At 43.6% G+C, this 13,864-nt stretch carries 13 protein-coding genes; 10 read left to right on the forward strand and 3 right to left on the reverse strand.

Going from position 1 to position 13,864, the window contains the following annotated elements:
- Positions 1-27: 27 nt before the first annotated feature.
- A complete protein-coding gene (gene cysK, locus GW12_RS13035; protein WP_034588245.1) occupies positions 28-1,026 on the reverse strand; it encodes a cysteine synthase A in 999 nt (332 codons plus the stop codon).
- Positions 1,027-1,310: 284 nt separating this feature from the next.
- Here cysK and GW12_RS13040 point away from each other — a divergent pair, with 284 nt between their 5' ends.
- From GW12_RS13040 to GW12_RS13060, 5 genes are all read left to right on the forward strand, one after another.
- Positions 1,311-1,634 carry a metalloregulator ArsR/SmtB family transcription factor gene (locus tag GW12_RS13040; protein WP_034588247.1) on the forward strand — a complete coding sequence of 108 codons (324 nt, stop codon included), beginning with the start codon at positions 1,311-1,313 and terminating at the stop codon, positions 1,632-1,634.
- A gap of 180 nt (positions 1,635-1,814) precedes the next feature.
- Positions 1,815-3,566, forward strand: a complete 1,752-nt coding sequence (locus GW12_RS13045) for a SulP family inorganic anion transporter (RefSeq protein WP_034588250.1) — start codon at positions 1,815-1,817, stop codon at positions 3,564-3,566.
- 303 nt (positions 3,567-3,869) lie between these two features.
- Positions 3,870-5,066 (forward strand): serine/threonine transporter SstT, encoded by a 1,197-nt coding sequence (sstT, locus tag GW12_RS13050; RefSeq protein WP_034588251.1) that lies wholly within the window; start codon positions 3,870-3,872, stop codon positions 5,064-5,066.
- A 45-nt stretch (positions 5,067-5,111) separates the two neighbouring features.
- Positions 5,112-5,786, forward strand: a complete 675-nt coding sequence (locus tag GW12_RS13055; RefSeq protein WP_034588252.1) for a YoaK family protein — start codon at positions 5,112-5,114, stop codon at positions 5,784-5,786.
- A 15-nt stretch (positions 5,787-5,801) separates the two neighbouring features.
- Positions 5,802-6,338 carry a DUF2058 domain-containing protein gene (locus GW12_RS13060; protein ID WP_034588253.1) on the forward strand — a complete coding sequence of 179 codons (537 nt, stop codon included), beginning with the start codon at positions 5,802-5,804 and terminating at the stop codon, positions 6,336-6,338.
- A 78-nt stretch (positions 6,339-6,416) separates the two neighbouring features.
- On the opposite strand, the gene GW12_RS13065 is transcribed toward GW12_RS13060, so the two are convergent.
- Together GW12_RS13065 and GW12_RS13070 are read right to left on the reverse strand one after the other, a co-directional pair.
- Positions 6,417-7,064: a ParA family protein gene (locus tag GW12_RS13065; protein ID WP_034588256.1), complete on the reverse strand. Its 648-nt coding sequence runs from the start codon at positions 7,062-7,064 to the stop codon at positions 6,417-6,419.
- Between the two features lie 161 nt (positions 7,065-7,225).
- A complete protein-coding gene (locus GW12_RS13070; RefSeq protein WP_034588259.1) occupies positions 7,226-8,005 on the reverse strand; it encodes a hypothetical protein in 780 nt (259 codons plus the stop codon).
- 367 nt (positions 8,006-8,372) lie between these two features.
- Here GW12_RS13070 and GW12_RS13075 point away from each other — a divergent pair, with 367 nt between their 5' ends.
- The 5 genes from GW12_RS13075 to gcvH all read left to right on the forward strand — a co-directional run bounded on the left by GW12_RS13075 (position 8,373) and on the right by gcvH (position 13,809).
- Complete coding sequence (locus GW12_RS13075; RefSeq protein WP_034588261.1) at positions 8,373-9,629, forward strand: mechanosensitive ion channel family protein; 1,257 nt, start codon at positions 8,373-8,375, stop codon at positions 9,627-9,629.
- 252 nt (positions 9,630-9,881) lie between these two features.
- Positions 9,882-11,720: an ABC transporter ATP-binding protein gene (locus GW12_RS13080; RefSeq protein ID WP_034588264.1), complete on the forward strand. Its 1,839-nt coding sequence runs from the start codon at positions 9,882-9,884 to the stop codon at positions 11,718-11,720.
- A 12-nt stretch (positions 11,721-11,732) separates the two neighbouring features.
- Entirely contained in the window at positions 11,733-12,182 is a 450-nt protein-coding gene (locus GW12_RS13085) for a MaoC family dehydratase (protein WP_034588266.1), read from the forward strand.
- Positions 12,183-12,333: 151 nt separating this feature from the next.
- Positions 12,334-13,362 (forward strand): AraC family transcriptional regulator, encoded by a 1,029-nt coding sequence (locus GW12_RS13090; RefSeq protein WP_034588270.1) that lies wholly within the window; start codon positions 12,334-12,336, stop codon positions 13,360-13,362.
- A 72-nt stretch (positions 13,363-13,434) separates the two neighbouring features.
- A complete protein-coding gene (gene gcvH / locus GW12_RS13095) occupies positions 13,435-13,809 on the forward strand; it encodes a glycine cleavage system protein GcvH (RefSeq protein ID WP_034588271.1) in 375 nt (124 codons plus the stop codon).
- The last annotated feature ends 55 nt before the right edge of the window (positions 13,810-13,864 follow it).

The following is a 13,864-nucleotide window of genomic DNA, read 5'->3' on the forward strand; positions in this document are numbered from 1 at the left end:
GCTGTGCTACTGAATAATTGCTAGAAATTATTCCGCAGAAATATCTTCAAACAGCACAGAAGACAGGTAGCGTTCGCCACCGTCTGGCAGGATTACCACGATGTTTTTACCGGCATTTTCTGGGCGAGCTGCCAGTTTCGCTGCAGCTGCCATTGCCGCACCGCTTGAGATACCGACCAAGATACCTTCCTGAGCTGCAGTTTTACGTGCCCATTCAACCGCTTCACCACTTTCGATGGCGATCACTTCGTCAATCAGATCCAGATCCAGGTTACCCGGAATAAAGTTGGCACCAATGCCCTGGATTTTGTGTGGTCCAGGAGTCAATGTTTCACCGCGTTTCGCCTGACCAATAATTGGTGATTCTGCTGGCTCAACCGCGACTGAGTAGATTGGCTGATTACGTACTTTTTCGAAGTAACGTGAAATACCTGAAATGGTACCACCAGTACCTACACCCGCCACCAGAATGTCGACCTTACCGCCAGTTGCTTCCCAGATTTCTGGGCCTGTGGTTTCTTCGTGGATTTTCGGGTTGGCTGGGTTTTCAAACTGTTGTGGCAGGAAGTATTTTTCTGGCTCTTCAGTCACCAGACGTACCGCTTCATCTACCGCACCTTTCATGCCTTTTGCTGGTTCAGTCAGAATCAGGTTGGCGCCAAACGCTTTCACGACTTTACGGCGTTCAATACTCATGCTAGCTGGCATGGTCAGCGTTAATGGATAACCTTTTGCTGCAGCAACAAATGCCAGTGCAATACCGGTATTACCACTGGTTGGTTCAACAATATGCATGCCTGGTTTAAGCTTGCCTGATTTTTCTGCATCAGCCACCAGCGCTGCACCAATACGGCATTTTACTGAAAATGCCGGGTTACGGCTTTCAACTTTTGCGAGTACAGTCGCCCCGCCTTGAATTGCACGATTAATACGTACCAGCGGAGTGTTGCCAATCGCTTCTGCATTGTTACTGTAAACCGCTATCCCAAGATTGCTGGGAGTAGGAAATGCTGAATCTGTACTCATTCGTATGTCCCTGATGTTATATGTTTGAATTGCACTATCATCATACAAGCATTTTTAAATTTTGTAGATGACAATGGAATTTGCATTCTATTATGGCAAATCCACTATTGGATAAGTCGTTCATATGCAATAAAAATAACTGATTACTACAAAGAAAACATATAATTTTTCTTGATATTTAAATTCATAAAAAACCATAGAAATAAGTTGTACTTAACGATTTATAAGGCTTTCAGGGCTTTATAATCACTCGCGCTGTACTTAAATCTCTATGGACATTCTGAATGAATACCGATCTTGAAATCACCACCATGCGTGATTCAGCTGATCAGGTGGTAGGCATCCTCAAATCGCTTGCAAACACTGATCGTCTCATCATTTTATGTCACCTTTCTCAAGCTGAGCTAAACGTTTCCCAGATTGAACATCTCACCAAGATCCAGCAACCGACGCTGTCCCAACAGCTGATGATGTTACGTAAAAGTGATGTGGTCAGTACCCGCCGCGATGGCAAGCAAATTTTTTATTCGATTAAAGACCAAAACCTGATCGTGATCTTAAAAACTTTATATCAGCTGTATTGCACTCCAAACGAATCCCTTGCATAGAGATATAAATTCTCTCGGCTAAAGTTTTCTCAAAATTAGGTTAGTTCCCCATAACTTGCTTTAGCTGAGTATGAAATCGCTTGTTTTTCTACCAATAAGCGTTGATGGGCTTCAGTCATTTTAAGATTTCTTAGCAGAAATTATGCATAATATATCTAAATTTATGATTTAGACTTTTTTATGTCCAATTCGAAGCCCAAACTGCTGTCATTGCTCCCTGCCTGGACCTGGTTAAGCCATTACAGTCCGTTCAAATTCAAGTCTGATGTGCTGGCTTCGCTCATCGTCGTTGCGATGCTGGTACCACAAGGTATGGCCTATGCCATGCTCGCAGGTTTGCCGCCAATCATGGGGCTGTATGCCAGCATCCTGCCAATGATCCTGTATGCCTTATTTGGCAGCAGTAGCACGCTATCGATTGGACCGGTCGCGATCATTTCCATGATGACCTTTGCGACATTAAATCCATTATTTGAAGTCGGCTCTCCGGTTTATATCGAAGCCGCGACTTTACTGGCTTTAATGGTGGGCATCATTTCCCTGTTGCTGGGACTTTGCCGTTTTGGCTTCCTGATTCAGCTGATCAGCCATCCGGTGATTAACAGCTTTATTATTGCTTCTGCACTACTAATTGCGGTTGGACAATTCAAATTTCTAGTCAATGTTCCGTTAAAAGCCAATAACCTGCAGGAATTCTTTCTCAGCATCCTGGAATATATACACCTGATGCACTGGCCAAGTCTGGTTTTGGGCTTGGTTTCAATTGTTTTGTTAATCTATCTACCCAAAATCCTGAAATCCCAAGCCGTACAAAGTCGTATTGGTTCGACTGACTTTGTGGTTCGCGCCGTGCCTTTACTACTTGTGGCTTTGGGTATTATTGCTGTAGTGTATTTAAACCTGCAGGCTGAAGGCATTAAAACCGTTGGTGCAATTCCTTCCGGTTTCCCACCGCTGAGCTTCCCGCATTGGAACTGGGAACTGGTGATGACCTTACTTCCTGGCGCGACCATGATTGCCATGATCAGCTTTGTCGAGTCACTCTCGATTGCTCAGGCGACGGCGCTGCAACAACGAAGCCAGCTCAACAGCAATCAGGAGCTAATAGCGTTAGGTCTTGCCAACATCAGTGCCGGGATCAGTTCAGCCTTTCCAGTGACCGGCAGCCTGTCGCGGACCGTGGTGAATGCCGATGCCGGTGCGCGTACCCCAATGGCAGGTGTGCTGTCTTCCCTGCTGATTGTAGTCGTCAGCCTGTTTTTTACCGGATTTTTTGAAGACCTGCCGCTGACCATTCTGGCAGCTACGATTATCGTGTCGATCTGGCGTCTGGTAGATTTCCAGCCGTTTATAGATGCTTGGCGTTATTCCAGAGCCGATGGCATCGCCATGTGGGTCACTTTCTTTGGCGTGGTATTTATTGACATCACTACCGGTTTAATCATCGGCATTATTTCCACCTTTGCTTTGATGCTTTGGCGCATCAGTCGTCCACATATCGCGGTGGTTGGTTTACTGGAAGGTACCCAACATTTCCGGAATGTACAACGCCATCAGGTTTTAACGTCAGATCGCGTGCTGTCTTTACGCATTGATGAAAATCTAACGTTTTTAAATGCCAATGCTTTTAAAGGCTTCCTGATTAATGCCGTCAGTGACAAACAACATTTAGAGCATGTGATTATCAATTGCTCCAGTATCAGTGGAATCGACCTGAGCGCATTGGAAATGCTGGAAGATATCAATACCGAGTTGTCGAAACTGAAAATCCGCTTACATTTGGCTGAAGTTAAAGGCCCAGTCATGGACAAATTGCAAAATTCCAAGCTGATGAAACATTTAAGTGGCCATATCTATCTGACCCATTATCAGGCAATTCGTGAATTATCTCCGGAAATTTTCAGCGACTACAGTAAAGATTATTCCATCTAATCCGTCATCCATTTTTAAAGAGAGCAATTTTTATGATGCACCCAATATCATGGGAATTAATCTCTTTTATTATTCCATTTTCCAAAAAAATATTGCCTGTTATTTTTTAAACAAAATGGGCATTATTTAGCTGTCATTGATGAAAAAACCAACTTCATTTTTCTTAAGTTTTTAATAATTAGCATTTATTTTCATAAACTTATATTTAACTTTAAATTAATATTTAAGCCGTTTGTATTTTAAGTATAAAATAATACAAATTTTTTCCGCATTTCGCCCTCGTAATTTACACAAGGCAACCTTATGTTCTCTGCCCTTTCGCGTATGAGTTTAGTCTCCCGAATCATCATCGCTATCATTCTCGGTATCGGTGTTGCACTGATTTTTCCAGATTTTGCACCCTACTTAAGCCTGCTTGGCGACCTGTTCATTAAAGCGCTGAAATCCGTCGCTCCAGTGCTGGTATTTATTCTGGTTCTGGCCTCTATTGCCAACTTTAAAGTCGGTCAGGGCGACTCTCGCATGCGCCCAATCATGCTCTTATACGCGGTTGGTATGTTTCTAGCAGCCTTTAGTGCAGTCGTAGCAAGTGTTATTTTCCCTAGCACTTTATTCCTGGATATTGCTGCACAAGGTGACTTACAGCCACCAGGCAGCCTGGCTGAAATCCTGAAAAACCTGTTGCTGAGCTTTGTGTCGAATCCGGTTGTTGCAATTTCTGAAGCCAACTTTATTGGTATTCTGGCTTGGTCAGTAGCACTCGGTATTGCCTTCCGTCATGCTTCAGAAACCACCAAAACTGTGCTGAATGATGCTGCAAACGCTATTAACTACGTGATTCGTTTAGTAATCAGCTTTGCCCCAGTCGGTATTTTTGGTCTGGTGGCGGTGACATTTGCTGAAGCGGGTCTGGAAACGCTGGAAAGTTATGGCCACTTATTAGCGGTATTACTCGGTACCATGGCGTTTGTTGCTTTAGTGATTAACCCGCTACTGGTTGCACTGGTAACTCGCAAAAATCCATATCCACTGGTATTTACCTGCTTACGTGAAAGTGGCATCACTGCATTCTTTACCCGTAGTTCTGCGGCCAATATCCCAGTGAATATGGATCTGGCAAAACGTCTGGGCGTATCTGAATCAACTTCAAGTGTCGCAATTCCTTTAGGTGCTGCCATTAACATGGCTGGTGCTTCTGTAACCATTACCGTACTGTCTCTTGCTGCTGTGAATACATTAGGGATCAATGTTGATTTCACCACCATGATTATCCTGTCTGTGGTGGCGACTGTATCTGCTTGTGGTGCTTCTGGTGTTGCAGGTGGTTCACTATTACTGATTCCGGTCGCTTGTGGCCTGTTCGGGATCTCTTCTGATATCGCGATGCAAGTCGTTGCGATTGGTATGGTCATCAGTGTTCTACAAGACTCCACTGAAACCGCACTCAACTCATCAACGGATGTTTTGTTTACAACTGCTGTAGATCACGCTTCTAAATGATACAATATTGATTCTTCAATATTTTTTATTAGATGTTGAGTTATCATGCCATTACAACGTTTACCCACCTGGATACAACTGGGTGCATTTTTCCTTGCCGTGAATGCCGGCATGATTAATGTGCTCGGTCTGATTACCGTGCTGCATCAATCTGTCTCCCACATGACCGGCAATGTCAGTATGCTGGCCATGGCTTTGGTGAACTGGGAGCCGCAGCATATTGTGTATCTGGTGTTGGTAACGACCTGTTATGTAATTGGCTCAATGTATAGCGGTTTAATTTTGGGAAATAGCCACTTTCAACTGGGCCGCCGTTATGGCTACCCGCTCAGCCTGGTGGCTTTTTTCATTCTACTGTGCTGGATTTTGCTGCCTTATTTTCCTCGTTATGGCTTGCTTTGGGCTTGTACCGCTATGGGTATCCAGAATGCCATGGTCAGCCACTATAAAGGCACCATTATTCGTACCACTCACCTGTCTGGTGTACTGACCGACCTCGGACTGGCACTGGGTTACCGCTTGCGTGGACTGGCAGTGGAATCACGCCGCACTATCCTACATCTATTAATCCTGATCGGATTTTTGATTGGTGGTATTCTTGCCAGCGCGATTTATCCTTCTTTAAAATTAAACTCATTCCTGATTCCAGCCATACTCAGCCTTTCTTTAAGCCTGATTTACTGGGTCATCTATTTACGTTATCGACGCTCACAGCATTAATTTTTGGAAATAGTTATGGTTAAAAATGCACTTCAGGCACAATTGTTAAAAGCCGGTCTGGTCGATAATAAAAAAGCGAAAAAACTGTCTAAACAGGCTGTACACGAAAAACGTACCGGTGAAAGCAGCGAAGCTGAAATCAAGGCTCAAATCGAAAAAGCTAAACAGGAAAAATTAGCCAAAGACCAGGCCATTGAACAGCAGAAAAAAGCTGCTTTGCAGGAAAAAGAATTAAAAGCTGCAATCATGCAAATGATCAACCAGCATAAAATCCGTGACACCGACGGTGAAATTTCCTACCAATTTATTGACAATAACAAAATAAAAAAGGTCTATATCAACCAGCAAATTTATAATGCATTAGTAGCTGGCAGTCTGGTGATTGCCCGTGAAAATGACAGCTATGCTTACCTGCCTAAAGCACTGGCAGAACGTATCAATGCCAAGATGGAAGGCTTTATCATCGTGGACAATTCTGAAAAGAATGAACAGACCACCGATGAAGAAGATCCATACGCAGCTTATGTAATTCCTGATGACCTGATGTGGTAATCAATTAAAGCTCAATAAAAAAGCTCCCGTCCTGGGAGCTTTTTTATATATTTGAAAATAACAAATGGTCTACCTTAATCAAGCTGGTTGCGCTGTATCTGCCATCAATTCCTGAATAAACTGATCAAAACGTTTACCTTGTTCAGTTGAATATTCCCAAATACTACGTCCTAAACCTTGTGCTTCTTTAAAGGCTTCATCTTCATAAATAATGGTGTTCAGGAAATGTGCACCTGGAATCTCTTTCAGCAATTCCTGACGTGCTTTAATCTCAGCCAGCTCCAGATCCACTGGTGCACGCATCAGCACCCCATACACTTTTAAATGGGTATTAAACTGCAATATCCCAATCGCGAGTTGCAACATCTCACGATAAACTTCCTGATCTTCCGCATCTGCTGACATCGGAATAATCAACTTATCTGCCTGCATGAGTACAGCATGCAGTACATGTGAATCATGCCCAGCGATATCGATCACGATATCATCATATTGCGCTTTGGCTATTTCCAGCCGATGCACCAGTTCATCCGGATGATCCTGCAAAGAAAAGTGCTCAAAGCCAAAACCGCTGCGATGCAAAGCAGCCCATTCAAAGTTCTGCTTGTTTTCATCAGTATCGATATACAGGGTTTTGCCTTGCGAACGTAAATATTCAGTCAGATTCATCGCTAAAGTACTTTTACCCGAAGCATGTTTCGGACTGGTCACGACAAATATCGTCATTGTTATTCCCCATTTTTATTCAAGAATTGTTGTTTTAAATACTTAAATTTTTTATGGATTTAACATGAACGATTTCATGCAAAAAGTCAAAGTTTAATCATATCTTTAAAATATAAAGCACCCGCAGGTGCTTTATATTGCTGTGCAATTCTCTATATTTATCAATCTGAAATTTTACGCCCAATAAAGAGTGCTGCATCCTGCTGGTTGCTATTTTCTGTCACAATATAAATGGACTGGCTTTCAATCTGATTTAACAGAATACCATCGACTTCCTGCTCGCCGATCAGGCAGTTCGTCCCTCCAGAACCGGTAAAGACGAGATGAATCTTGTAATACGCCGCATTATTTTCTGAACTTACCCTTCCGGCAAAAGCACATTTCTCCTGTTCACCCACAATACCCGAAATCACACCACTGCTATCAATATTTACTGTGGTCGCTACACCATTGAGCAAAGTAGTTGTTAAACCACTATAACGTCCAACCAGACTGGAGATGCCTGTATTCTCTCGGCTCAGTTCAGAATTATAAATCAGGTTAAAAGGCTGATTGATAGAATTGTTGAAGTTACCTTGAAGATTTCGTTCAGCTGTATAGCGGCCATTCAATACGGCCCTAGAGGTAGTGTTAAGCTCAAAATTATAATTGCGGATTCCATTGGTATTAAAATTATTGCCAGATAAAGAAAATCGGCCACGCATCACGCCTGCATAGCCGGAAGAACCTGAGGGCGAATACAACAGCCAGAAATTGCTATTTTTCTCAATGACACCTAGTACCGAACGTTGACTGAGATTTTCATCTGTAAAACTACCAGAGTAAACGCCTGTCAGACGGCTTGAAGATGAACCATCTACACCTCTAAAAATATCATCACTGCCATCACCGCAGCCACACAACGCCAAGGCTAGACCAACAACTACACACTGTTTTTTCATGATTCGCCCCTTATTATTTTTAGATCAGGGTAATCCTCTATTACTCATTTCAGCATAACCCGATCGTAGCTGAGCTACTATGAATTACCGACAAAGCTTACTGTTTGTCTGACATGATGAATTTCTTTACTGCTATACAATAGTGAGCATGCGGATCAGTTATCTTTACAACTGAACGCTAGAGGAAGAAAGTTTAATAAGATGCCAATTAAGCCTGCTATCTGTTTTTGTTGTATTTTCTAAGAAAATTTTTTAAGCATAAAAATGCCGTACTGCCCTAGATATGTTTTAAAACGTTACCCAAGCTTAATAAATAGACACTAAACCTTTAAACTGCATAAAATTTTTTGCATTTAAGGAAAGTTTATTGGAACAGTTTCATTTTATTCAAAACCTTCAAGATTGGGCAGACCAATACCCTTGGCTGGAAATGCTGTCCTCTTTAAGCATTGTGATTGCACTGGCATTTATTGCCAACCTGTTTGCCAAACAAGTGGTGGTGCGTGGCATACGAAAACTGATTTCCAAACTGCCTTTTGCCAATAATGCGATTTTTGCCCAGCATAGTGTCATTCGCCGCATTGCCAATATTGTACCGGCCATCGTGATCATGAATGGCATTACCACGGTGCCTCATTTATCCGACAAAGTTCAGACTTTTGTGCAAATGGGTGCACAAGCTTTTATTTTCCTGACCATTGCACTGGCACTGGCTGAATTACTGAATATCTTTAACCTGATTTATCAGCGCAATCCTAAATCAAGGAACAAGCCGATCAAGGGCTATTTGCAGTTGGTCAAGCTGGTCATTTTTATTGTCTGTGGTTTGATGATTCTGGGTACATTCTTGAAAAAAGACGTGTTTACCCTGCTGGCTGGTTTTGGTGCCATGGCTGCCGTGCTGATGCTGGTATTTCAGAACACCATCCTGTCACTGGTTGCTTCGGTACAGATTTCCTCTTATGACATGGTGCGCATTGGCGACTGGATTGAAATGCCGTCCTTGAATGCTGATGGTGATGTAATTGATATGTCCTTACACACCGTGACCGTACAGAACTTTGACAAGACTGTAACGACTATTCCGACCAACAAACTGGTCACCGATACCTTTAAAAACTGGCGTGGGATGCAGGAAGCGGGTGCACGACGGATCAAACGTTCAATTTATATCGATCAAAGCAGCGTGCATTTCATGACTGAGGAAGAACAGTCCAAGTTAAAGAACTTCATTCTGCTCGATCAATACCTGAATACCAAACAGGAAGAACTGGAACAATTTAACCAGCAACTGCAGCATCATTCCCAATATAACCAGCGCCGTCTGACCAATCTGGGAACGTTCCGTGCCTATCTGGAGTTCTATCTGCGACAACATCCAGGCATTGCCAAAAACTTTTCATTGATGGTTCGGCAGTTACAACCTACCAGTGAAGGCTTGCCCATGGAAATTTATGCTTTTACCAACACGACCGTTTGGGCAGAATATGAAAATATTCAGTCCGATATCATGGATCATATACTGGCGATTATTCCTGAATTTGGCTTGAAAGTGTATCAGGCACCATCTGGTAGCGATTTAAAAGAAGCATTTTCCAAACCAGCTTCACCCATTATTTCCTGATTTTGAATAGCTAGACCAAAGCCAGAAATACTCATTGTTTCTGGCTTTTTTATTGTTCGTTTTTCTAAAGCATTGCTCATTACTTTTTAATTTTCTGCTGAATGATTCTCATCGTTTTGAAGTAAAGGCTCTGCAACCTAAAGTTTGATTTAGTTAATCTTTTTGTGGCAATTTCACCTTTTTATCGGCTTTCAAAAACTATAATCCATTATAATCCCTGAAAAGCGAAATTCATAAGTAAAGAGTACACAGATGTTTCGATGGCTTGAACGACTGGTGGATCCCTATCCCACCCAAAACCTGAACCAGCCCTTACCGACCAAATTCTTTCCCTTTGTCTGGCAGGCAGCTAAAGGTGTACGTCGTTATTTGCTGATTCTGGTGCTCTGTACCGCCGGTGCCGCCAGTTTCGAAGCTTTGTTGTATTCTCGTATTGGTGATCTGGTGAATTGGCTCAGTACCAGCCAGCCGGAAACTTTTTTAGATGAACATACGCGTAATTTAACCCTGCTGACGGCGATATTGCTGGCCAATATTTTCTTTGCCAGTGCCCAGTCCTTGATCAAACATCAAATTCTGTTCAGTAATTTTCCGATGCGGTTGCGCTGGCGGTTCCATAACCTGTTACTGAAACAAAGTCTGGATTTTTTCCATAATGATTTTGCCGGGCGTTTGTCTGCCAAAGTTATGCAGACAGCGCTAGCTGTGCGTGAGTTCTGGGTCATTCTGGGCGATATGGTCGCTTATGTGCTGATTTACTTTGTCACCATTAACTTGGTGCTCGGTGCTATTTCCCCTTATCTAATGCTGCCACTACTGGTCTGGCTGGTGCTGTTTATTATTGCTGCCAGTTATTTTATTCCACGACTGAGCAAAGTTTCCCATGAACAGGCCGATGCCCGTGCTGTGATGACTGGCCGCGTGACCGATGCCTATACCAATATCCAAACCGTGAAACTGTTTGCACATGCAGGTCGGGAAAGCCAATACGCCAAAGCATCCATGCAAGAATTTATGGTCACCGTATATAAACAGATGCGTCTCGGTGCCCAGTATGAAATCAGCATTCTGCTGCTCAGTGTGGTGCTCTACGGCGGTGTACTCGGTACGGCCATCTGGCTCTGGATGGAAGGACAAGCCCAGCTTGGAATTATCGCAGCAACTACAGCGATGGTATTGAAGCTGAACAGTATCGCCGAATTTATGATGTGGCAAACTTCACAGCTGTTTGAAAATGTCGGCACCATCCAGGATGGTATGGGTACACTCGGTAAACCGATCAAGATTCAGGACAAGCCGGATGCCAAAGAACTCATGCTAAAACAGGGTGAAATCAAGTTTGAAAATGTCTGTTTTGCTTATAACGACAAGAACGTGATTGATGGCTTAAACCTGACTATCCGTCCGGGTGAAAAAATCGGGATCGTTGGACGTTCTGGCGCCGGTAAATCGACTCTGATTCAACTGTTACTTAACTTCTATCGTATTGACCAAGGTCGTATTTTAATCGATAGGCAAAATATTGAAGATGTGACTCAGGACAGCCTGCGCAAGAACATTGCCATGGTGACACAGGATACTTCCCTGTTACATCGTACTGTTGCTGAGAACATCAAGTATGGCCGCCCGGATGCGGCTGATGAAGAGATGTATGAAGCGGTGCGCAAGGCCAAGGCAGATGAGTTTATTCCGCAGCTCAGTGATCTGCGTGGTCGTCGCGGTTACGATGCCTATGTGGGTGAACGTGGCGTAAAACTCTCTGGCGGTCAGCGTCAGCGTATTGCCATCGCTCGGGTATTCCTAAAAGATGCACCGATTCTAATTCTGGATGAAGCAACCAGTGCACTGGACTCGGAAGTCGAAGCTGCGATTCAAAGCAGTCTGGATGACTTGATGAAAGGCAAAACCGTGATTGCGATTGCGCATCGTCTTTCAACGATTGCCCAGATGGATCGCCTGATTGTACTGGATCAAGGCAAGATCGTTGAGCAAGGCACGCATGATGAACTGGTGGCCATGAATGGTATCTATGCACACCTGTGGCAGCGTCAGACAGGCGGATTTTTATTAGAACCGGAAAAACATAAATAATAAGGATAGTCGATGTTATACCTCGAAGATTTGCATGTCGGAGATACTTTTCAAAGCCGTCGTTATCAGATGACCAAGGCAGAAATTTTACAGTTTGCTGAAAAATTTGATCCACAGCCTTTTCATACTGATGCACAACAGGCACAAAAGCATCCGATATTTAAGGGGCTGGCTGCCAGTGGCTGGCATACTGCAGCAGTCGTGATGCGTTTATGGAGTGAATGCTTTCCGATTGCCCATGGTCTGATTGGTACAGACTCACACGTACGCTGGCCTTGCCCCACTCGTCCGGATGATGAAATCCGAATCACCGTCACCATTACAGACATCAAACCTTCGCAACGTAAACCGGATCGTGGCATCGTGCGGTATGAAACTCAGGCACTGAATCAACATGATATGGTGTTGTTTACTTCGACCACCAATATTCTGGTTTTTAAACGGGATAGTTCTATAGTTTAGTTTGCTTTTTGCCCACTTTTCGGGCTAATCTGCTAGCAGCCGTTGGACAAGGTGCTGCATTTTGTCCAACAATTTTGCTGATAAAAATGAACTTTTCATGCCAATATGGGCAAATAAATAGAAAAAATTGACAGAGTGCAACGGATCGCGCATGAAAACGATTGCTCCACGCCAGGACCAAGGCATCCCAGGTGTCTATGGACTGTTGCTTCTCGACGTTATCTCCCGCTGGGGCTATAACGATGAGTCGCTATTTAAACCTTTTAATCTGACCAGTGAGCAACTGGCTGATCCTGATTTCCGTATTCCAACTGCCGTGGCCAATGAAATGGTCAAACATGCGCTGAAGCTAACCGGTGAACCGACTTTGGGTTATCACCTCGGTACACAGATGCGCATTTCCATTCATGGCTTTATTGGCTATGCCATCATGACGGCGAACAATATTACCGAAGCGCTGGTACTCGCGAATCGCTTTATTCAGCTACGCTTACCTTTCTTGCAGCTGTTTTTTTCCACTTTTGGTGCTAAAGCGACTGTCCAGTTACAAACCGATATTCAACTGGAACCACTACGCACGGAAATCTCGATCGCTTTAATGATAGGCCTGATCAGCATGGCAGAAGCAATTACCGGAGTAAAAGATGCAAGTGGCGAAGTTGATTTCGACTTTAAAAAACCGGAAGGTTTTGACCGCTTTACAGCGAAGTTTCCTTATCACCAGTTCCGCTTTGAACAGCCACATTTGCTGCTGAGCTTTGATAAAAGCTATATGGCAAACAAACTGGTACATGCCGACCCGATTGCCAGCCAGATTGCGATTAACCAGTGTGAAGCTGAACTGTCTGCATTGGGTGAACGGCACCGGATTGCGATGCGAGTACGTGACATTCTGACCAATTCAGAGCAGCATTATTTAAGTATTGAAGCCGTTGCCGAACGCCTGCATATGTCAGATCGCACCCTGAAACGCCAGCTGGCTGCAGAAGGAACATCCTTCTCTACTCTGGTCGATGAAGTGCGTTACCGGCATGCAACTTCCCTGCTATCCCGTACCGATTTCACCCTGGAACAGATCGCAGATGAACTCGGATATAGTGATGTTGCCAACTTCAGCCGGGCATTTAAACGCTGGAGTGGTCGCAGTCCAAGCAACTGGCGTAAAGATCCGTACCTATAAGCCTTTTGTTTTACGGAAAAAGAATGTATAAATCATGTCAAAAATGAATTTAAGCGATTTAAGGAGTTATCAATGAATCATCCTTCAGAATTAAAGTACGCAAGTACACATGAATGGGTACGCATTGAGGGTGATCTTGTGGTGACTGGTATTTCTGACCATGCACAGGATGCGTTAGGTGACCTGGTCTATGTTGAAGCACCAGAGCTGAATTCTCACGTTACTGCAGGTCAGCAAGCAGGTGTGGTTGAATCTGTTAAAACTGCATCAGACATTCATGCACCGGTATCAGGTATTGTGGTTGAAATTAACCCTGCACTGGAAGATGATCCAGACTTTATTAATGATGATCCATACGGCAAAGGCTGGATCTACAAAATCAAGCCAGACAATCTTGCCGATGTTGAAAAGTTATTATCAAATTCGGAATACGAAGCAGGTCTGTAATTTATACCTGTAATGACGAATCAGCCTGCGGGCTGATTTTTTTTATGCCAGAAAG

This window comes from Acinetobacter sp. HR7, from assembly GCF_000773685.1.
Taxonomy (GTDB): domain Bacteria; phylum Pseudomonadota; class Gammaproteobacteria; order Pseudomonadales; family Moraxellaceae; genus Acinetobacter; species Acinetobacter thermotolerans.